The organism is Microbacterium sp. JAI119, assembly GCF_013410135.1.
In the GTDB taxonomy this organism is placed as follows: Bacteria; Actinomycetota; Actinomycetes; order Actinomycetales; family Microbacteriaceae; genus Microbacterium; species Microbacterium oxydans.
Genome location: NZ_JACCCK010000001.1, coordinates 226,351 through 245,027, shown reverse-complemented (window position 1 = coordinate 245,027; position 18,677 = coordinate 226,351). Strand labels below are relative to the sequence as shown.

Genomic DNA, 18,677 nt, shown 5'->3' with positions numbered 1-18,677 from the left:
AGAAAAACGATATGCCGGAATGTGGTCGTCGCTGCACCCGAGAGCACTCCGGAAAGCCGCTCAGCCCCCGCCGAGGGCTCCGGCCCACACCGCTCGATGCTCCCGTACGTACCGCAGCGCGTCCGCCCAGTGGTCGCCGTGCCCGTCCACGTACATCGAGGCCCACGGCTCGTCGCCGACGGCGTGAGACCGTTCGAGCAGCGCGAGCATCGCCGCCGTCCGGTCCTCCATGCCGCGAGGCAGATCACGGCGCATGACATCGTCCGCCCGGTATCCATCGACCAGCGCAGCGAGATCCCGAGACGCATCCACCGGGTCTCGTCCGACATCCGACAGGGCGAACGCCTGTGCCGCGTAGGCGAGGTCCCAGAGCCGGGTGCTCGGAGCGGCGGCATCCCAGTCGATGAACACCCAGCGGTCGCCGACGACGAGGTTCCATGGCGCCAGATCGTTGTGGCAGATGAGCTCGGCACCGGGCGCGACGATCGCCGTCTCCCAGACCGCGTCCGCCCGCGGCGTGTAGCGGGCACTGGCGTCGTGGATCCCGCGGATCATCGAGCCGACGCGCCTCAGCTCGGCCACCGTCAGCCGCTCACCGTCCATGGCCAGGGTTCCCGGCACGAACTCCACGACGTGCCGGCCCCTTCCGTCGCGGCCACGCGGTTCCGGCGCATCGACCCCCGCCACCCGCATCGCCGCGACGAAATGATCGACGCTCGGAGTGGCCGCCGTCCACGCCTTGCGCACCGTGTCGCCGATGCGCACCACGGCCCCGCTCGCGTTCCCCCCGGCCAGCACCTCTTCGTCCACGCGTCGACGTTAGCGCGCCGATGCCCCCGCCGTCCCACCGCGATACTTGACCCCGAGAGCCATTTGACCCTCACACTCATTTGACCCTCACACAGTGGCAGACGGGAGAACTGAGGCATGTTGTCCATCGGAGCGTTCGCGCAGATCGGCCAGGTGACCCACCGGATGCTCCGGCATTGGGACGCCGCCGGCCTGCTCATGCCCGCCCACGTGGACGAGTTCAGCGGCTATCGCTCCTACGATCCGTCACAGCTGGAACGGCTGCACCGGATCGTCGCCCTGCGCCAGCTGGGGTTCGGGCTCGATGACATCTCCGCGATCCTCGACCGTGGCGTCGATGCCGAGCGCATCGCCGCTCTGCTGCGGATCCGTCGCACCGAGGTCGAGCAGGAGCACCGCGTCGCCGCAGAGAGACTCGTCGACGTGGAAAGGCGCCTCCACCTCATCGAGAGAGAGAATCACATGTCCCAGATCGAGATCATCGACAAGCCGCTCCCCGCCGTCCGCCTGGCCGCGATCCGCACCATCGTGGCCGACCAGCCCGCCGTCGCAGGTGTCGTCGGTCCCGCGTTCGACACTGTGGCGGACATCATCGGCGACGACCACTCCCTGGCGACCCCGATCGCCCAGTACGAGACCCTCGACGACGCCCTGCAGGTCATCGCCGGATACACCTATGCCGGGCCCGCACGGGAAGGTCTCGAGATCATCGAGCTGCCTCCGGCCGACGAGGCCGTGTGCGGCATCCACCTCGGCTCGATGGAGCACATCGCCGAGAGCTGGCACGCGATCCACACCGAGATCGTGGCCCGCGGCCTCACGCACGACGGCCCCTGCCGCGAGCTCTACGTGCGCGCCGTCTCCGACGACCAGTCGGACTGGGTCACGGAACTGCAGCAGCCCGTGCGGCGGGGCTGAGGCACACGGCGCCGCGGGCGTCGAACCGTGGCAGGATGAGAGTAAGGCGAGCCTTACCGGCCGCCCCGGCGGTGTCGCCCGGCAGACGCCGCGGCATGGATCCGTCCCTTTCTCGGAAGGACCGTGCGGATGAGATCTGCGGCGATGGGTGGGAGCGAGAGCACCGATTACGACGTGCTCATCGTCGGCGGCGGGCCGGCCGGTCTGTCCGCCGCCCTCAACCTCGGCCGCGCACTCATGCGCGTGCTGGTGATCGACGCCGATCGTCCACGCAATGCTGCGACCCTGCGGTCGCACGGCTTCCTCACCCGCGACGGCATCCCGCCGCAGGAGCTGCGCCGGCTCGCGAGGGAGGAGCTCTCGGCATATCCGGACGTCGAGGTGCGACGGCGCACCCGCGTCACCTCGCTTCGCCCGAGCGACGGCGGGTTCGCGGCCGAGATCGGGCGCCGCGAGGCGGAGACGACGGTGACGGCACGCGCCGTGCTGCTCGCCACCGGCCTGCGCGAGACGCTCCCCGAGGTGCCGAACCTCCGTGGCTACTACGGCATGAGTCTGTTCAGTTGCGCCGCCTGCGATGCCTGGGAGCTCCGGAGTCGTCGCCTCGCCCTCATCGGTGAGGCACCGGACATCGCCGAACGTGCCCGCCTCATCGGTCGCCTGACCGAGAACCTCACGGTGTTCACCCACGGCGCGGATGTGGTCACGGCGGAGGAGGAGGTCGAACTCGCCGCCGCCGGGATCGCGCTACGCCGGGAACCCATCGTCGAGCTCGTCGGCGACCGAGGTCAGATCGAGAGCATCCGCCTGGCTGACGGCACGACGGTCGCCATCGACGGCGGATTCGTACGCCCCGAATGGCACAGCACGCTGTCGTTCCTCGAAGGGATCGCACCGGCGACGGACGACGCCGGGCATCTGCGCATCGACCGCTCAGGGCGCACGGACGTACCCGGACTTTACGCTGCAGGCGACGCGGCGGCTCCCGGACCGCAGCAGCTGATCGTCGCAGCAGGTGCGGGCGCTCGGGTCGCGGCGGTCATGGTGCACGACTCGATCGGCGTGGCCACCGCGCACTGAACGATCATCGGCGTGAGAGCGCAACGGGACCGGACTAGGCTGACCGGCATGACGCGCGCCTTCTCGATCTCCCTGCGCCTGACCGCCGCGGCCGTCGCCACCCTGGCCGTCCTGTCCCTCAGCGGATGTCTGTACGCGCAGATCCCGACGGGCTCGCCCTCCGACGCTCCCTCCGCGGGCACGGAAACCGACGCACCGGCCGACGGCCCCTCCGGTTCGACCCTGACCTTCGCGGAAGGGCTCGATCTCACGAGCGACACCTACATCGAGTGGGGCGACGGTCTCGTCGTCGACGACGGGTGGAAGATCGTCGCGCCGGACGACGGCAACGGCGGGTGGACCTACGGCACGGTCGACGGCACCTGCACGGCACGGTTCTGGCAGGGTCACACGACCGACGTGGCCGTGGTCCCCGGTGACGACAGCGCGTCGTCCGACGCGATCCTCGGCGTGCTGCTGCAGATGCCGACGGCAGACATCACGCCGCTCGCCACCACCGGTGAGTTCAGCTACATGGCGGGAGGGAACGGCGGCGTCGAGACGCGTCAGGTCGTCGGAGTGGACGGCAGCCGCACCTGGCTGATGGCCGCACGCGCCTTCACCCAGACCGGGGTGGGACTCTCCGTGATCGTGGACTGCACCGCCGGGGACGCCGAAGCGACCATGGCGAAGATCAACGAGGAGAACGCGGTCGTGGTCACGCCCTGAACGGCGGAGGACGGCCCGCGTCGGCTCACTTCCCGCCGGGAGGGCCGATCAGCAGCAGGATGACGTACAGCGCGACGATGCCCACGACCAGCAGCAGCGCGAGCACCCACGGCCGCTGCAGGAACCACCGCATCAGCCGGTCGTACCAGCGCCGATCGCGCGGATCGTCCGTCGCCTCGAGGCGCCAGTCTCCGGTGAGTCGGCCGGTGCGATGCAGCCAGATCTCCATGGGGATCGTCGCATAGGGGACGATGGCGCTGGCCACCGCGAGCACGCCGACGCCGGGATGCCAGCGCTGGTTCAGCGCGACCAGGATCGCCGTCGCCGCGTACGACAGGAACACGAACCCGTGGATGCCACCGCCCACGGTCACCACGACTCCTGGAGCGCCGACGGCGCGCGCGATGATCGCGGAGATCAGGATCGTCCAGGTGATCGCCTCGGCGATCGCGAGAACTCGGAACAGGCGGTCGGGGGTGCGGAACACGGTACTCCTCGGGTGGTGTCCCTCCACCGTATCCGCACGCTCAGGGCTCCGAATCAACCGAATGGTTGAGGTCGGTCAGCGGAGCGCCGACACCGCACAGCGCATCATCGCAAGGCCACCACAGACGGCGCGACGGAATAGCGAACGGCCCGACGGCGTTGCCGAAGGCATGGTGACAGTGGATGCGGATGCGCTCTCGAACGTGCTCGGCTCCGTCGACCTCCGTGTCGGCATCGGTCGACGCGCCTCGCTGCCCGCGGGATCGCTGCTGCCCATCCCGGCCGACAGCATCACCCTGGTCTACGTCGCCGCAGGAGGCGTGAACGGGCACCCGCCGCTCGGCGACGGCTGCCGACTCGACGTCGACACCGACTCGAAGCGCTTCTCGCTCGACTCCCTCGCCCTCGACCCGAAGGCCCGCCGAGACATGCTCGTGGCGGGGGACGCGTTCCTGACGCTCGGTCGTTCGCCCTTCGTCCTCGAAGCACAGGACGACACGAGTCTGATGATCGCCGACATCGAGCTCGCGGATGCGGCATCCCCGCTCCCCGCCCTGCTGCCCCCGTTCCTCACGGTCACCGGTTTCGACGCCGTGGAGCCCGCCGCCGCAGCCCTCGCCCTCAACATGGGGGTCATCGATCACACGGTGACACCCGCACGCCAGGGCGACCCCATCATCTGCCGCATGATGGCGACCACCGTGCTGCTGTCCCTGATCAGGGCATGGGCGGCGAACGGCTGCGCGCCGACGGGATGGCCCTCGTTGTCGAACGATCCATTCCTCGACCGCGTCGTCGACGCCATCCGCGAGGAGCCAGGACGCGACTGGACGGTCGAGCGCCTGGCCGGCATCGGCGCCATGTCGCGGTCGACCTTCGCGGAGAGGTTCCGCAGCGCGGTCGGCCGCTCACCGGCGGACTATGTGACCGAGGTGCGTGTCGACGCGGCGAAGCGCATGCTCGAGGCAGGACGCAGTGTCTCCGACATCTCGCGCGAGCTGGGATACGCCTCCGACGAGGGGTTCAGCCGTGCGTTCCGACGCCGCACCGGCTTGACCCCCTCGTCGTGGCGGCTCGCCCACCGCCTCCCCGTCTCGGCCTGAGGCCGCGCGCGGCTCAGTCCCTGCTGCTGACCCGGTTGGAGACGCCGAAGAGCACCGCACCGGCGAGCAGCGCGATCGCGCCGATCACGTAGACGAGCTCGACGTTCAGGGTGTCGACGAGGAGACCGCCGATGCCCGCCGCCAGCGTGATCGCTCCCTGGAACCCGACGACCACCAGGCTGCCTCCCGCTTCGAGACGATCCGGCATGCGGTGACCGACCCAGGTGTTGGCGACGATCAACCAGGACGAGAAGAAGAAGCCCCACACCAGCACGACGATGCCGACGCCGATGATCGACCCGGAGAACAGGATCATCGAGATCACGGACACGGCGATCACCAGCGGTGCGAACACCGCGAAGAACGCGAAGGTGCGGTCGATGACGAGCCCGATCGTGATGTTGCCGAGGAGCCCGCCGACGCCGAACAGCGCCAGCAGCACCACGATGGTCGAGGCGTCCACCTCGGGGATGCGCTCCAACGCGAGACGCACATAGGTGTAGGCGAGGAAGTGTCCGAGCACGACCAGGACGTGGCCCACCATGCCGAGACCGATCCCCGGGCGGCGCAGCGTGTCCACGAGCAGACGCAGGCTCGACGCCCTCTCGGCCGGAACCGAGGGCAGCGCGAAACGCAGGACGACGGCGAGGACGACCATCAGCACACCGGCGATGGCGAAGACCATCCTCCAGTCGACGAGCTCGCTCAGCATGACACCCAGCGGCACACCCGCCACCGTCGCCAGCGACACCCCCGCCGAGGTGAACATGACACCGCGACCGAGATTCTCCGGTCCCGCGAGCCGTGCCGCGACCGTGATCGACATCGCCCAGAACGCGCTGATCGCCGCGCCCAGCAGGAAGCGCGCCAGCAGCACGATGATCAGGTTCGGGGCGATCGCGACGATGAGGTTCGACACGGCGGCCGCGAGCGCCATCCATACGAGCAGCGACCGCCGGTCGAGCCGCGGGAACATGAGTCCGACGGTCGGAGCGACCACGAGCCCCACCAGCGCGGTGACGGTGACGGTCTGCCCTGCCTGCCCCGGGGTGACCCCGAGCCCGTCGGCCATCTCGGTGAGGACGCCGTTGGGAAGGAACTCGGCCGTGACCAGCAGGAACCCCATCAGCATCAGGACGATCAGTCCGCCGTAGCGGATGCGGACAGCCGCGGACGGCGGCAGGGTGGGGACGGGGGCAGTCGTGGTCATGTTCTCCACACTCGCAGTCCGCGGAGGCCGACGCCCGATCAGGCGTCCGCCGCATCCGACCATTCGTCCGGTCCGGTTCCGGCGGGCCAGCGGAGAGGCGGGGAGTTCCCAGCCGGAGCGTGCAGAGTATCGATATGCAGGAGCGCGGAGGGGCACGGCAGCGGATGCTGCACGGCGCCTCGGTCATCGCGGCGATCATGCTCACCGCCGGATGCACCCCGCAGCAGGCGGTCGGGCCTGAGGACTGGACACTCGAGGCGATCCCGTTCCAGAGCTCCTCCGTCGGCGCGGGCCCGGAGGCCACACCGGCCGGCGAGCCGATCGATCTGGCCTACGGGATGCGTGTGTTGTCCGACGACGGGGCCGGCGGCTTCTGGACCGTCTCGTCCGGATCATGGCTGCACGTCGGGGCCAATGGCCAGACGCTCACCCGGTTCAACACCGAGCCCGAAGACCCGCTCTCGCATGTCGGGGCGATCGCCGCGCTCTCGCCCACCGAACTGGTCCTACTGCAGGGCGACCGGCTGCATGTGATGCCGATGCTCTCGGTGCTCGATACCACCACCATGGCGGTGCGTGATCTGCCGGGAGATGCCGTCGGCGACGAAGGCGACTTCGACTTCGGGGACTTCGAGTTCGGGGATGTCGCCGTGCACGAGGGAGACGCCTTGGTCGTGCGGTACCAGCCGCGCCCATCCGACGGTTACCTCGACTACGAGGTGCTGCGCGTCGACGTCGACAGCGGCGCTCGGACGCTGCTGCACGGCGGTCCGATCGACCTCGACGACGCACCGGGCGCTCGCCCCGGCGTCCCGCCGATCAGCCTTGATGTCGACGACGCCGGACACATGTACCTCGCCACTCCGTCCGCGCGGATCGTGCTCGCCGCCGACGGTACGGAGCTGAGCAGGGAGGCGCAGGTCGCCGATCGTCCGCTCGTCGCGGTCGCACCGGACGGCACAGCCCTGTGGTGGGGCGGACGACCGCAACCGAGCGACGCGCAGGGCGTGATCGTCGGCGGCTCATCCGACGCGCGAGCGGCGATCGAGCGTCGGATGAGGTGCACCGACATCCCGAGCGACGGCACACTCCGCTCCGGTGACGCCCTCCGTCTGGGCAACGCCTCCGGAGAGCATCCGCTGCCGTTCCTCTGTGGCGCGAATGCCGCCGTCTGGGCGGGCGACTCCTGGGTGGTCGCAACCGGCGGCGAAGGCGATGGAGTACTCGTCCGGCTCAGGCCCCCTCTGGACACGCGCCTCTAGACACGCGCCTCTGGACACGGTGTCGTCGACACCCTAGGCTCGACGACGCACCGGGAGGATCCCGGGAAGCCCGAGCGGAAGGAGCCGAAGACATGAACACCGTCTTTGTCGCGCTCTCCGCCGACCACCTTCCCCTCGAGGCCACCCGCTCCTGATCCTGGTGTGGCCTCCTGCTCCCGGAGCCACATCGTGTCTGATCTCTTCGCTTCCTCGGAAGCCGCGTCCTTCGACGCACCATCCTCTTCTTTCGACGCCTCTTCCTTCGACGCCCTCGAGACCGAACTAACCTTCGCCGACGTCGTTCCCGGCGAGGGGCAGCGCTGGACCACGTGGCCGGCGGTCACCCCTTCCGAGCGAGGTCCTGAACCCCGGCCCGCATGGGTCGTGACCTCGGCCGGGGCGCTCGACACGGAGCGAGGCATCCTCAAGACCGGCAAGGAAGCCGACGTGTTCCTGCTCGAACGCGCGGTGCCTGGCGACCCGACGCAGCACAGCCTGCTCGCCGCCAAGCGATACCGCAGCGCCGAGCACAGCAGCTTCCACCGCTCGTCGATCTACACGGAGGGCCGCAGCACCCGGAACACCCGCGATACGCGCGCGCTCGCACGGAAGTCGGTCCACGGCCGGGAGGTGGCCGCAGCGCAGTGGTCGTTCGCCGAGTTCGAGGCGCTCTGCCGGATGTGGGAGCTCGGCGCACCCGTGCCGTACCCGGTGCAGGTGAACGGAACCGAGGTACTGATGGAGTTCCTCGGCACCTCCGACGGCACGGCCGCGCCCCGCCTCGCCCAGGTGCGCAGCGATCGCGCCGAGCTGCAGGACTTCTACGCGCAGACGGTCGACCTGATGCGGACCTTCGCCGCAGCCGGCTTCGCGCACGGCGACCTGTCGGCATACAACCTGCTCGTGCACGAAGGGCGGGTGCGCGTGATCGACCTGCCGCAGATCGTCGACATCATCGCCAACCCACAGGGCCTCGACCTGCTGCACCGCGACTGCATGAACATCTGCGAGTGGTTCACCCGGCGACGCGTCGACTGCGACCCCGAGGAGCTGTTCGCCGAGCTGCTCGCCGCCTCGTACACCTGACACGCCCCCCGCCCGCCCTGTTCCGGGGGCTGAATCGAGAGGCGGGGCGACTCAGGAGGCGGGGGCGGCCCGGCGGCGGGCCGGGGAGGTCGGGGGTCCGGGGGGGCTCAGGCAGCGAGGCGGGCGGCCAGCAGGGTCACGAGCTCGTAGACCACGTGGCTCGCGGCGATGCCGGTCATCTGCGCGTGGTCGTAGGCGGGCGACACCTCGACCACATCCGCCCCGACGATGTTCTGCGAGGCCAGGGCCCGCAAGATCCGCAGCAGCTCGCGGCTCGTCAGCCCGCCGGCCTCGGGGGTGCCGGTGCCGGGCGCGTGGGCGGGGTCGAGCACGTCGATGTCGATCGACACGTACAGCGGCTTGTCGCCGATGCGCTGCAGGATGCGGGCGATGGCGGCCTCGACCCCGTGCTCCTCGATGTATTCGCTCGACACGATCGAGAAGCCGAGGCGCTCGTCGTCCTCCAGGTCCTGCTTGGAGTACAGGGGGCCACGGGTGCCGACATGGCAGCTCGCGGTGAGGTCGATCAGTCCCTCCTCGCTCGCGCGTCGGAAGGGAGTGCCGTGCGTGATGGGGGCCCCGAAGTAGGTGTCCCAGGTGTCGAGGTGCGCATCGAAGTGCAGCACAGCCACGGGCCCGTGCTTCGCCGCCACCGCACGCAGCAGTGGCAGAGCGACCGTGTGGTCGCCGCCGATCGTGACGATGCGCTGCACCTGCTCGCCGAGCGCCAGCGCCGCGCGCTCGACCTCGGCCACGGCCTCGGTGAGGTCGAACGGGTTGACCGGGATGTCACCGGCGTCCACCACCTGCGCGATCGCGAACGGCGACACGTCCTGGGCGGGGTTGTAGGGGCGCAGCAGCCGCGAGGACTCCCGCACGTGCGACGGGCCGAAGCGCGTGCCCGGTCGGTAGCTCACACCGGAGTCGAAGGGGATGCCGACGACGGCGATGTCCGCACGCGGCACGTCTTCGATACGCGGCAGCCGGGCGAAGGTCGCGATGCCGGAGTACCGCGGGTTCACGGAGGCGTCGATGGGGCCGCTGTTGTCGGTCATTGCTCGTTCCTGTTCGTCGGGGATGTCGAGGGATTCAGAGCGCACTCTGCGGGATGTGCACCAGCTGCACTCCCCCGTCGGTGATCGCGGCGCGGATGCTCGATGCGATGTCGTCACGGCGTTCCACCCGCCGCCCGGTCGCGCCGAAGGCCGAGGCGAGCGCTGCCCAGTCGGGCTGTACCAGGTCGACGCCGATCGGCTCCATGCCGCGGTCGACCTCGTTCTGACGGATCTCGGCATACCCGCCGTTGTCGACGCACACGATCGTGATGTCGAGGCGCTGTTCGACCGCCGTCACCAGCTCGTTCACGCAGAACATCAGGGCGCCGTCGCCGATCACGGCCACGACCGGGTGCTCGGTCTGCGCGACTCCGGCACCGATCGCTGCCGGAAGACCGTAGCCGAGGGTGGCGTAGGTCGGGGTGTAGAGCAGGGAGTGCGGATGCGCCGACGACAGCACGCTGCCGAGCGCCATGTAGACGATCTGCGACGAGTCGCCCGCGACGATGGCATCGGCGGGCAGGGCCTCGACGATGATCTCGGCCAGTGCCACCGTGTCGGGGGCGGTCGCGCGCATCTCGGCGGCGATCGCGGTGCGCTCGGCGGTGAGGTCACGCGCCGGGCGCACACCGGCGGGGAGGGCAGTCGACAGCGCGTCCAGAACGGCAGCTGCATCCCCCGTGATCCCGACCGTCGCGGCGAGGTTCTTGTCGCGCTGCGCGAGCGAGATGTCGATGCGGATCACGGCCCCGCGGGCTTCGAGCCGCGGCGCCCACAGCTCGGCCTCACCGAGCTTCGAGCCGACCACGAGCAGCACGTCGGCGGCCTCCGCGACAGCACGGGCGGCGGCGAGTCGCAGGTTCGACCCGAGCGAGAGCGGATGCCGCTCGTCGACCACGCCCTTGCCGTTCAGCGTGGTCAGCACCGGGGCTCCGAGACGCTCGGCCAGGAGGGTGACCTCGTGCGCGGCATCCACGGCTCCCCCACCGGCGACGATCACCGGGGTCTTCGCCTCCGCCAACAGCCGGGCCGCTTCGGCGAGCGCAGCCGACTCACCCGAGACCCGCGCAGGGACCGGACGCGGCCGCCGCGCCTCGGCGGGGACGTCGGCCGGAGCCTCCAGCACATCGAGCGGGATCTCGATGTGCACCGGACGAGGACGCCCGGTGCGGAACAGGGTGAACGCGTCGTGCACGGCCTCGACCGCTTCGGCGGCGCTCGTCACGCGGCGCGACCACTCTGCGATCGCGCCGACCATGGCCGTGGCATCCTTCGTCTCGTGCAGGGTGCCCACGTCGGCGAACTCCGCCCCGAGGGGCACCCCCGGCGAGAGGACGATGAGCGGACGGGACTCGCAGAACGCCGTGCCGATCGCGCTCATGGCGTTCTGCAGACCGGGGCCTGAAGTCGTGATGACCACTCCGGGGAGGCCGGTCTGCTGGGCCCACCCGTCGGCACCGTAGCCGGAGCCCTGCTCGTGACGGTTCGTCACCGCGCGGATGCCGAGGTCGGCGAGCGGGCGGTAGAGCTCGAGGTTGTGGGTGCCGGGGATGCCGAAGATCGCGGTGACCCCGTACGCGCGGATCGTCTCCAGCACGGCCCGCCCGGCGGTGTCGGCGTACTGCTCTGCCGCTGTGGTGTCGCTGCTCATCGGATCATCCTCACACTCGGTGACGACGGACGCCGTCGACCCACGTCTCGCGCACCGTGATCGCCGAGATCTCCTCGGCGGGAACGGCCAGCGGATCGCCGGAGAGCACCGCGAAGTCGGCGTACTTGCCGACTTCGAGCGACCCCAGATCGTCTTCGCGGCCGATCGACACGGCACCTTCGATCGTGTGTGCGCGCAGAGCTGCGAGCGCCGAGACGCGCAGGTCGTCCGGCCCGAGCTTGTGCCCCCGGCGCGTGACTCGGGTCACGGCCGTCTGGATGGCTTCGAGCGGGATGGGCTCGGCGACCGGGGCATCGGACGAGATCGTGAACGGCACGCCCGCGCGCTCGAACTCGCCCAGCGGGTTGAAGCGCTCGCCCGGAGTGCCGATGGCCTCCTCCACACCTTCGCCCCAGTTGAAGTAGTGCTGGGTCTGGTTGACCGGACGGATGCCGGAGGCGGCCATCCGGTCGATCTGCTCGGGAGTCGGCAGGCCGCAGTGCTCGATGCGGTGACGGGCGTCGGGATCGGGGTGCTCGGCGAGCGCGGCCTCGATCGCGGACACGACCATCTCGATCGCGGTGGGCGACTGCGCGTGTGTCGCGGTCTGCAACCCCGCGGCGTGCGCTTTGCGGATGAGCCCCTCGTACTCGGCGGGCTCGTGGTACAGCTGGCCAGTGCGGCAGGGATCGCCCACGTAGCCGTCAGGGAAGTATGCGGTCCAGCCGCCCAGCGTGCCGTCGGCGTAGAACTTGATGCCGGCGAAGCTGAGGTGCGCGTTGCCGAACTGTCCGACGAGACCCATCTCGAGCGCCTCGTCGAGCAGGTGCGACAGCAGGTACATCGACACGCGCAGTTCCAGGCGCCCGGCCTCGGCGAGGCGCAGGTACATGTCGAACTCGCGACGGGTGACCTGGGCGTCGCCGATCGAGGTCACTCCCCCGGCCAGGAACCGCTGCGTCGCCGCGTCGAGTTGGCGCAGGTGCTCCTCCGGCTCGTCCGCCAGGTGGAAGTTCGGACCGTGGTGGCCGATCTTCACCCCGTGGACGCCGGTGAGGATGTTGCAGGCCGCATCCGACAGCTCCCCGGTGAGCTCGCCGTCCGCGTCGCGGAAGAACTCTCCGCCGTCGGGGTTCGGGGTGTCCCTGTCGACATCGTTGATGGCGAGCGTGTACGAGTTCACCACACCGCCGTGACCCGAGGCGTTCATGAGGTAGACCTCGCGGTCGGCGGCGACCTCGTCGAGCTCGAACCGGGTGGGGTGGCGCTTCTCGGCGAGGTTGCGCTGCTCGTAGCCGTAGCCGCGCACCGGGCGCCCCTCGGGAAGCTCGGCGGCCGCCGCCTTCAGCAGCGCCGCGATCTCGGGGATGCTGCCCGCCTTCTCGGGGCCGCAGTCGACCCAGCTCATCATCTGCCCGAACATGAGCGGATGCGCGTGCGCGTCGACGAAGCCGGGGACGATCACGGCGTCGCCGAGATCGATGCGCTCGGGCGAGAGGCCCACCCCCTCCGCCGCCGCCTCGCACTCGGCGGGGGTACCGATCGCGAGGATGCGCCCGCGATCGGTCAACATCGCCGTCGCCGTGGTGGCGTCGTCATCCGCGGTATGGATGGCGTGCGCGGTCAGGAGGAGGGGAGCCGTCTGAGCCGAGCGGTCGAAGGGGGTGAGCTTTCTCATGGGGAACCTGTTCGCGGTCGTGGCGTACGGGAGGCGGAGGTGGCGGCGCCGGTCAGGGCAGCCGGTTCGCCGTGGTGTCCGTACGCGCGGTGAAGGAGGCGGTGACGGGAGCCTCGTCGGAGTGCTGCGGCGCGAGGCGGGTGCAGATTCCGGCGATGAGGGCCATGCCGATGAACATCGCGATCACCGACCAGATGCTGCCCGTCCAGGCGATCAGCTGCGTCGCGAACCACGGCGAGAATCCGGCCCAGACCGCTGCGCCGACACCGTAGGAGAGGGCGATCGAGGTGTAGCGGGCCTGCGGGCGGAACATCTGCGAGAGCAGGGCGGCGATCGGTGCGTAGGTGGCGCTCATCGCGATGCGCACCAGCGAGGCGAACAGGAAGATGAGCGGTTCGATGCGTCCGGGCAGGATCAGCAGGAACGGCACGAAGGTGAGCACCGAGGTGATCAGACCGATGTACATGACGTTCTTCCGCCCCCACTTGTCGCCCAGCCAGGCGACAGGGAGGGTCACGACGAACTCCACGAAGGAGGCGATCGTCATGGCATCGAGGATGACCTGCTCGCTGATCGCGACCGTGTCGCCGGTGGCATAGGCCGTGGCGAAGGTGGTGGCCAGGTAGTAACCGCCGGTCGAGATGGGCAGGATGCCGATGCCGAGCAGGATCGGGCGCCAGTTGGTGCGCAGCGCGAAGGCCAGCGGCATCGACTGCTTGCGGCCCTCGACCTTCGCCTCGAAGACCGGGGTCTCCTCGACGCGATAACGGACCCAGAAGCCGACGCCGACCAGCACGATCGACAGCAGGAACGGGATGCGCCAGCCACCGTTGATGATGAAGTCGTCGCCCATCCGGGTCATGATCGCGAAGATGCCCGATGCCAGCAGCGCGCCGGCCGGGTTGCCGAGCTGCGTGAAGCCGCCGTAGAAGGTCTTCGACTTCTCGGGGGCGTGCTCGACGCTCATGAGCACCGCGCCACCCCACTCGCCGCCGACCGCGAGGCCCTGCACCGCACGGAGCAGGATCAGGAGGATCGGGGCGAGGATGCCGATGTTCTCGTAGGTGGGCAGGCAGCCCACGAGCACCGTGGCCGCGCCCATCATCAGCAGCGTGATGACAAGCGACGTGCGTCGGCCGAGCTTGTCGCCGATGTGACCGAAGATGATGCCACCGAGGGGCCGGACGAGGAAGGCGACCGCGAAGGTCGCGAAGGCGGCTGCGGTCTCGGCCAGCCGGTCTCCGCTCGGGAAGAACAGTGGACCGAAGACGAGCGCCGCGGCGGTGGCGTAGACGTAGAAGTCGTACCACTCGATGGTGGTACCGACGAAGGCGGCGATGCCGGCGCGGCGCGCCCGGCTGTGGGTGCCGCTGGTGGGGGTAGTGGTCATGGGGGTGCCCGCTCCTTTGCGGAAGATGTCGGATAGCGAAGGATGCTACGGAGGTGCGGGCCCGTCAGCAAGGGCAGAACTCCAGCGATAACGGGGATTCACTGGATATATGATCGCGCATCTGTGCAATGCGCGCCTTCCCGACGGCGATCACCTCTCCTACACTGAACTTACGCACGGCGAAGCGTGCGATCGCAGGAAACTGACGAAATGGGCGGAACCATGGATTTCGACGCCGAACTCATCCGCGCGCTGCAGGAAGACGGCCGGGCGAGCATCCTCTCCCTCGCCGAGCGGCTCGGGCAGTCCAGAGCCGCTGTCGCCGCGCGACTGCGCACGATGCTCGCCGACCGCACCGTGCGTGTCGTCGCCGCCGTCGACCCCGTGTTCCTCGGCCAGCACGTCCTCGCCCACGTCTCGATCCGCACCGATGGATCGGTCGAGCTCGTGGCGGAGCACCTGCGCGACATGAGCGAGACCGTGCTGGTGTCGGCGGTCGGCGGCGCGCACGACGTGGTCACCGAAGTGCGCGTGGGGTCGATGTCGGAGCTGCACGACCTGCTGGCCCTGATCCGAGCGATCGACGGGGTGCTCGACATCAGCACGATCATCTATTCGACCGTGATCAAGGGCTTCTTCGTGTCGGAGTATCACGGCGGCGTCACCCTCGACGCGATCGACGAGGCGCTGATCGAGCAGCTGCAGGCCGACGGGCGCAAGAGCTTCCGCGCGCTCGGCGAAGAGGTGCGCCTCTCCCCCTCGGCCGTCGCGACCAGGGTGCAGCGGCTGATCGATGCCGGCGTGATCAAGATCAGCGCGGTCGAGGCGCGCGGACTCGCGCACCGGCAGTTGTCGATGGGGGTGGGCATGACCCTCGGAGACGACGACGACGCCGTGATCGACGAGCTGCGTCGCGGCCGTGGGGTGGACTTCGCCGCGCGCACGCTCGGCCGCTTCGACGCGGTCGCCACTCTGGTCGAGCCTTCGGCCGGCGCGCTCTACGCCAGCCTGGAACGCCTGCGTGCGCTGCCCGGAGTGACGCGCATCGAGGCCTGGCTGCACCTCGCCGTGCTGAAGGAGGACTACGCCCGCACGCTGCGTCCACTGCGGACGGACTGAGGCGCGGCCCCTGCGTCAAGGGGATGGAGGACGCGGCCCGACAGGGGCAGGCTGCCCGCATGAGCAGCGAGGAGTCTTCCGCGACGGAGTCCGGTCCCGAGCGCACAGCGGACGGGCACCACATCGTCGTGAACGGGCGACGCTGGCGTGCGAGCGATCCGTCGATCCCCGACACGCTGCGACAGGAACTGGTGGATGAGCTCATGGCCGCGCGGCGAGCGGTGAAGACCTCGGACGACGATGCCCGTCGCCGGGTGCACGACGCCAAGACCGCACTCGGCGAGCGCGGAGCCCCATGGTGGGAGGACCCAGAGCCGGAAGCCGCGGACGATCGGATCGCCGCCACCATCCGAACCCTCACCCGCAAGCGCTCGGAGTCATCGATCTGTCCGAGCGACGTGGCCCGCGCCATCGGCGGGGAGTCCTGGCGTTCACGGATGCCCGACGTCCGACGCGTGGCCGCGGCCCTGGCGGAGAGCGGAGAGATCGTCGTGACGCAGAAGGGGGAGGCCGTCCGGATCGACGAGGCCCGTGGTCCGGTCCGCATCCGCCGCGGGCCGGCCCTCTGACGAGCCCCACCACCACGTTTCCGCGCCGCACCGCGCGGCGCGCCGTCACCAGGCGTTCACCCGGCACCGCCAGACTTCGAGAATGAGCGAAACCGAGGGGCACAGCGCCGTGCCCGAGCCCGTGGCGACTGCGAACAGCGGCGCCGTGGCCGTCGTCGGCCTGGACCTGCGCGGCGAGACGCCCGCCCCGAAGAAGCAGGTCTACTCGTGGGCGCTGTGGGACTGGGCGACGCAGCCGTTCAACACCGTCATCCTCACGTTCGTGTTCACGGCGCTCTATCTCGTGGGCGAGGGCTTCCTCCCGCCCGAGGTCGCGTCGCTCGACGTGGACGATCCGGTCCGGCTCGCCGCGGAGGCAGACCTCGCGTCCGGTCTCGGTCTGGGCTCGACGATCGCGGCCTTCGGCATCCTGCTGCTCGCGCCCGTCCTCGGCCAACGCGCGGATGCGGCGGGGCGTCAGAAGCTCTGGCTCGGGATCGGCACCGGCGCGCTGATCCTGTGCATGCTCGGCCTCTGGTTCGTCGAGCCGATGCCGAGCCTGTTCTGGCTGGGCGTCGCCCTGATCTCGGCCGCGACGGTGTTCCAGGAGATCGCGGCGGTGAACTCCAATGCGATGCTCATCGGCATCGCGAACCCGAAGAACGTCGGTCGCATCTCCGGCCTCGGCTGGGGCTTCGGCTACCTCGGCGGCATCATCGCGCTCGTGATCGTGGTCGTGCTCGACACCTTCGACTGGTTCGGCATGTCGACCGACAACGGGCTGGCCTACCGGCTGATCGCCGTCGGATGCGCCGTCTGGGCGATCATCTTCAGCATCCCGATCTTCCTGAACGTGCCGGAGCCGTCACTCGGCCGTCCGGAGCGCAAGGTCGGCTTCTTCGCCTCGTATCCGCTGCTGGTGAAGGACGTCGCAGGTCTCTACCGCAACGAGGAGACGCGGCCCACCTTCTGGTATCTGCTGGCGAGCGCGGTCTTCCGTGACGGGCTGGGAGGCGTCTTCGCGTTCGGCGCCATCATCGGCACCGCGGTGTTCAAGTTCGGCGCGCAGGACATCATCATCTTCGGCATCGCCGCGAACCTGATCGCCGGCATCTCGACCATCGCCGCCGGCCGGCTGGACGACCGGCTCGGACCGAAGCGGATCATCCTCGCCTCGATCGGGTCGATGATCGTCGCGGGTCTCGCCGTGTTCTTCCTCCGTGACGCCGGCGTGATGGTGTTCTGGGTCGGCGGTCTGATCCTGTGCGCCTTCGTGGGCCCCGCCCAGGCTGCCGCCCGATCCTTCCTCGCCAGAGTGACGCCGGCCGGACGCGAGGGCGAGATCTTTGGTCTCTACGCCACGACCGGGCGCGCGGCGAGCTGGATGGCGTCAGGCGCCTGGACCGTGCTGATCGTGCTGACGAGCCAGACCGCCTACGGAATCCTGGGCATCGTGGTCGTGCTGATCGCCGGCTTCCTGCTCCTGCTCCCCGTCAAGGCTCCACGCTGAGAGAGTCCTGCGGAGACTGTGAGCCACGGGGCGGGAGTAGCCTGACCGCGTGACTGTGATCCTCGCCTTCCTGGCCAACATCCTCGTCGCGATCGCGAAGACCGTCGCCGCGATCATCACCTCGTCGGCGTCGATGGTGGCCGAGGCGGCGCACTCGTGGGCGGACGCGGGGAACGAGGTGTTCCTCCTCATCGCCGACCGCCGCGGGGCGAAGGCCAAGGATGCGCGGCATCCGCTCGGCTACGGTCGCAACGCCTTCGTGTGGTCGCTGATCGCTGCATTCGGGATCTTCACCGCCGGTTCGATCGTGTCGATCATGCACGGCATTCAGGAACTGTCCGACACCGGCCCTGTCGAGAGCCCGACCGTGGCGTACATCGTGCTGGGTGTCTCGTTCGTGCTCGAGGGCGCATCGTTCACGCAGGCGATGGTGAAATCCCACCGCCTCGCGAAGGAGCGCGGCTCGTCGACCTGGGACTTCGTGCTGGAGACGAGCGACACCACACTGCGCGCCGTGTTCTTCGAGGACTCCGCCGCACTCATCGGACTCGTGCTCGCCGGCGGCGCGATCCTCCTCCACCAGATCACGGGCGTCGCCGCCTGGGATGCCATCGGCTCGATCCTCGTCGGCGTCCTGCTCGGGGTGGTGGCGATCATCCTGATCCGGCGGAACATCGCCTTCCTCGTGGGCGCGACCGCCGCACCGGAACTGCGCGCGCGGGTGGGGAGCGCCCTGCTGGGCCTGCCGCAGGTCGAGCGGGTGACCTACCTGCACATCGAGTACGTCGGTCCGAATCGACTCTTCATCGTGGCGGAGGTCGACCTCGCCGGCGATGCGCGCGAGCACGACGTGGCGCGGCAGCTGCGAGACCTGGAGCAGCGGATCGAGCAGCACGACGCGGTCGAGACCGCTGTGCTGTCCCTATCGGTAGACGACGAGCCGTCGGTGGGATTCGCGTCGGCCTGAGCCTGCGCCGGCCGTGCGACCGCGAGAACCGGCGAAGCGAGGTGTGGCAGGATCGGGGCTGTGCGCCCGACGACTCCCCCGCTCCTGAGCCTTATC

The 18,677-nt window shown here is 69.7% G+C and carries 17 protein-coding genes; 10 read left to right on the top strand and 7 right to left on the bottom strand.

What is annotated here, in order from left to right:
• Positions 1-60: 60 nt before the first annotated feature.
• Positions 61-810, bottom strand: a complete 750-nt coding sequence (locus tag HDC31_RS01135; protein ID WP_113681043.1) for a phosphotransferase — start codon at positions 808-810, stop codon at positions 61-63.
• Between the two features lie 117 nt (positions 811-927).
• On the opposite strand from HDC31_RS01135, the gene HDC31_RS01130 reads away from it, so the two are divergent.
• The 3 genes from HDC31_RS01130 to HDC31_RS01120 all read left to right on the top strand — a co-directional run bounded on the left by HDC31_RS01130 (position 928) and on the right by HDC31_RS01120 (position 3,516).
• The gene (locus HDC31_RS01130) at positions 928-1,728 is read left to right on the top strand and encodes a MerR family transcriptional regulator (protein ID WP_113681042.1); all 801 of its coding nucleotides are present in this window, start codon (positions 928-930) and stop codon (positions 1,726-1,728) included.
• A 129-nt stretch (positions 1,729-1,857) separates the two neighbouring features.
• Complete coding sequence (locus tag HDC31_RS01125) at positions 1,858-2,808, top strand: NAD(P)/FAD-dependent oxidoreductase (RefSeq protein WP_058632337.1); 951 nt, start codon at positions 1,858-1,860, stop codon at positions 2,806-2,808.
• Positions 2,809-2,856: 48 nt separating this feature from the next.
• Entirely contained in the window at positions 2,857-3,516 is a 660-nt protein-coding gene (locus HDC31_RS01120) for a hypothetical protein (protein WP_058632338.1), read from the top strand.
• A 25-nt stretch (positions 3,517-3,541) separates the two neighbouring features.
• Here HDC31_RS01120 and HDC31_RS01115 read toward each other — a convergent pair whose 3' ends face one another.
• Entirely contained in the window at positions 3,542-4,003 is a 462-nt protein-coding gene (locus HDC31_RS01115; protein WP_061015245.1) for a DUF3817 domain-containing protein, read from the bottom strand.
• 169 nt (positions 4,004-4,172) lie between these two features.
• Between HDC31_RS01115 and HDC31_RS01110 the strand changes: the two genes are divergently transcribed.
• On the top strand, positions 4,173-5,105 hold the full coding sequence (locus tag HDC31_RS01110; RefSeq protein WP_058632340.1) for a helix-turn-helix domain-containing protein: 933 nt from the start codon (positions 4,173-4,175) through the stop codon (positions 5,103-5,105).
• Positions 5,106-5,118: 13 nt separating this feature from the next.
• Here HDC31_RS01110 and HDC31_RS01105 read toward each other — a convergent pair whose 3' ends face one another.
• Positions 5,119-6,315: an MFS transporter gene (locus tag HDC31_RS01105; protein ID WP_058632341.1), complete on the bottom strand. Its 1,197-nt coding sequence runs from the start codon at positions 6,313-6,315 to the stop codon at positions 5,119-5,121.
• Positions 6,316-6,449: 134 nt separating this feature from the next.
• Between HDC31_RS01105 and HDC31_RS01100 the strand changes: the two genes are divergently transcribed.
• Both HDC31_RS01100 and HDC31_RS01095 read left to right on the top strand, forming a co-directional pair.
• The gene (locus tag HDC31_RS01100) at positions 6,450-7,577 is read left to right on the top strand and encodes a hypothetical protein (protein WP_147251288.1); all 1,128 of its coding nucleotides are present in this window, start codon (positions 6,450-6,452) and stop codon (positions 7,575-7,577) included.
• Positions 7,578-7,766: 189 nt separating this feature from the next.
• Positions 7,767-8,663 (top strand): serine protein kinase RIO, encoded by an 897-nt coding sequence (locus HDC31_RS01095; RefSeq protein WP_113681040.1) that lies wholly within the window; start codon positions 7,767-7,769, stop codon positions 8,661-8,663.
• A gap of 107 nt (positions 8,664-8,770) precedes the next feature.
• Here HDC31_RS01095 and speB read toward each other — a convergent pair whose 3' ends face one another.
• The 4 genes from speB to HDC31_RS01075 are packed head-to-tail and all read right to left on the bottom strand — an operon-like array spanning position 8,771 to position 14,437.
• Complete coding sequence (speB, locus tag HDC31_RS01090; protein WP_113681039.1) at positions 8,771-9,718, bottom strand: agmatinase; 948 nt, start codon at positions 9,716-9,718, stop codon at positions 8,771-8,773.
• Between the two features lie 34 nt (positions 9,719-9,752).
• On the bottom strand, positions 9,753-11,369 hold the full coding sequence (locus HDC31_RS01085; RefSeq protein ID WP_179515734.1) for a thiamine pyrophosphate-binding protein: 1,617 nt from the start codon (positions 11,367-11,369) through the stop codon (positions 9,753-9,755).
• Between the two features lie 10 nt (positions 11,370-11,379).
• Positions 11,380-13,047 carry an amidohydrolase gene (locus HDC31_RS01080; RefSeq protein WP_113681437.1) on the bottom strand — a complete coding sequence of 556 codons (1,668 nt, stop codon included), beginning with the start codon at positions 13,045-13,047 and terminating at the stop codon, positions 11,380-11,382.
• A gap of 52 nt (positions 13,048-13,099) precedes the next feature.
• The gene (locus tag HDC31_RS01075; protein ID WP_113681436.1) at positions 13,100-14,437 is read right to left on the bottom strand and encodes an MFS transporter; all 1,338 of its coding nucleotides are present in this window, start codon (positions 14,435-14,437) and stop codon (positions 13,100-13,102) included.
• A 210-nt stretch (positions 14,438-14,647) separates the two neighbouring features.
• Here HDC31_RS01075 and HDC31_RS01070 point away from each other — a divergent pair, with 210 nt between their 5' ends.
• The 4 genes from HDC31_RS01070 (at position 14,648) to HDC31_RS01055 (ending at position 18,581) form a co-directional block, all read left to right on the top strand.
• The gene (locus tag HDC31_RS01070; RefSeq protein WP_227750885.1) at positions 14,648-15,556 is read left to right on the top strand and encodes an Lrp/AsnC family transcriptional regulator; all 909 of its coding nucleotides are present in this window, start codon (positions 14,648-14,650) and stop codon (positions 15,554-15,556) included.
• A 59-nt stretch (positions 15,557-15,615) separates the two neighbouring features.
• The gene (locus HDC31_RS01065) at positions 15,616-16,125 is read left to right on the top strand and encodes a DUF3253 domain-containing protein (protein ID WP_058630811.1); all 510 of its coding nucleotides are present in this window, start codon (positions 15,616-15,618) and stop codon (positions 16,123-16,125) included.
• A gap of 82 nt (positions 16,126-16,207) precedes the next feature.
• Positions 16,208-17,614: an MFS transporter gene (locus HDC31_RS01060; RefSeq protein WP_052748776.1), complete on the top strand. Its 1,407-nt coding sequence runs from the start codon at positions 16,208-16,210 to the stop codon at positions 17,612-17,614.
• A gap of 49 nt (positions 17,615-17,663) precedes the next feature.
• Complete coding sequence (locus tag HDC31_RS01055; protein ID WP_179515733.1) at positions 17,664-18,581, top strand: cation diffusion facilitator family transporter; 918 nt, start codon at positions 17,664-17,666, stop codon at positions 18,579-18,581.
• The last annotated feature ends 96 nt before the right edge of the window (positions 18,582-18,677 follow it).

Excerpts from the sequence above, each read along its gene's own strand:
- HDC31_RS01060 (WP_052748776.1), top strand. The coding sequence starts at position 16,208 with ATGAGCGAAACCGAGGGGCACAGCGCCGTGCCCGAGCCCGTGGCGACT.
- HDC31_RS01120 (WP_058632338.1), top strand. The coding sequence starts at position 2,857 with ATGACGCGCGCCTTCTCGATCTCCCTGCGCCTGACCGCCGCGGCCGTC.
- HDC31_RS01110 (WP_058632340.1), top strand. The coding sequence starts at position 4,173 with ATGGTGACAGTGGATGCGGATGCGCTCTCGAACGTGCTCGGCTCCGTC.
- HDC31_RS01070 (WP_227750885.1), top strand. The coding sequence starts at position 14,648 with ATGGGCGGAACCATGGATTTCGACGCCGAACTCATCCGCGCGCTGCAG.
- HDC31_RS01100 (WP_147251288.1), top strand. The coding sequence starts at position 6,450 with ATGCAGGAGCGCGGAGGGGCACGGCAGCGGATGCTGCACGGCGCCTCG.
- HDC31_RS01080 (WP_113681437.1), bottom strand. The coding sequence starts at position 13,047 with ATGAGAAAGCTCACCCCCTTCGACCGCTCGGCTCAGACGGCTCCCCTC.
- HDC31_RS01130 (WP_113681042.1), top strand. The coding sequence starts at position 928 with ATGTTGTCCATCGGAGCGTTCGCGCAGATCGGCCAGGTGACCCACCGG.
- HDC31_RS01125 (WP_058632337.1), top strand. The coding sequence starts at position 1,858 with ATGAGATCTGCGGCGATGGGTGGGAGCGAGAGCACCGATTACGACGTG.
- HDC31_RS01065 (WP_058630811.1), top strand. The coding sequence starts at position 15,616 with ATGAGCAGCGAGGAGTCTTCCGCGACGGAGTCCGGTCCCGAGCGCACA.
- HDC31_RS01085 (WP_179515734.1), bottom strand. The coding sequence starts at position 11,369 with ATGAGCAGCGACACCACAGCGGCAGAGCAGTACGCCGACACCGCCGGG.
- speB (WP_113681039.1), bottom strand. The coding sequence starts at position 9,718 with ATGACCGACAACAGCGGCCCCATCGACGCCTCCGTGAACCCGCGGTAC.
- HDC31_RS01075 (WP_113681436.1), bottom strand. The coding sequence starts at position 14,437 with ATGACCACTACCCCCACCAGCGGCACCCACAGCCGGGCGCGCCGCGCC.
- HDC31_RS01105 (WP_058632341.1), bottom strand. The coding sequence starts at position 6,315 with ATGACCACGACTGCCCCCGTCCCCACCCTGCCGCCGTCCGCGGCTGTC.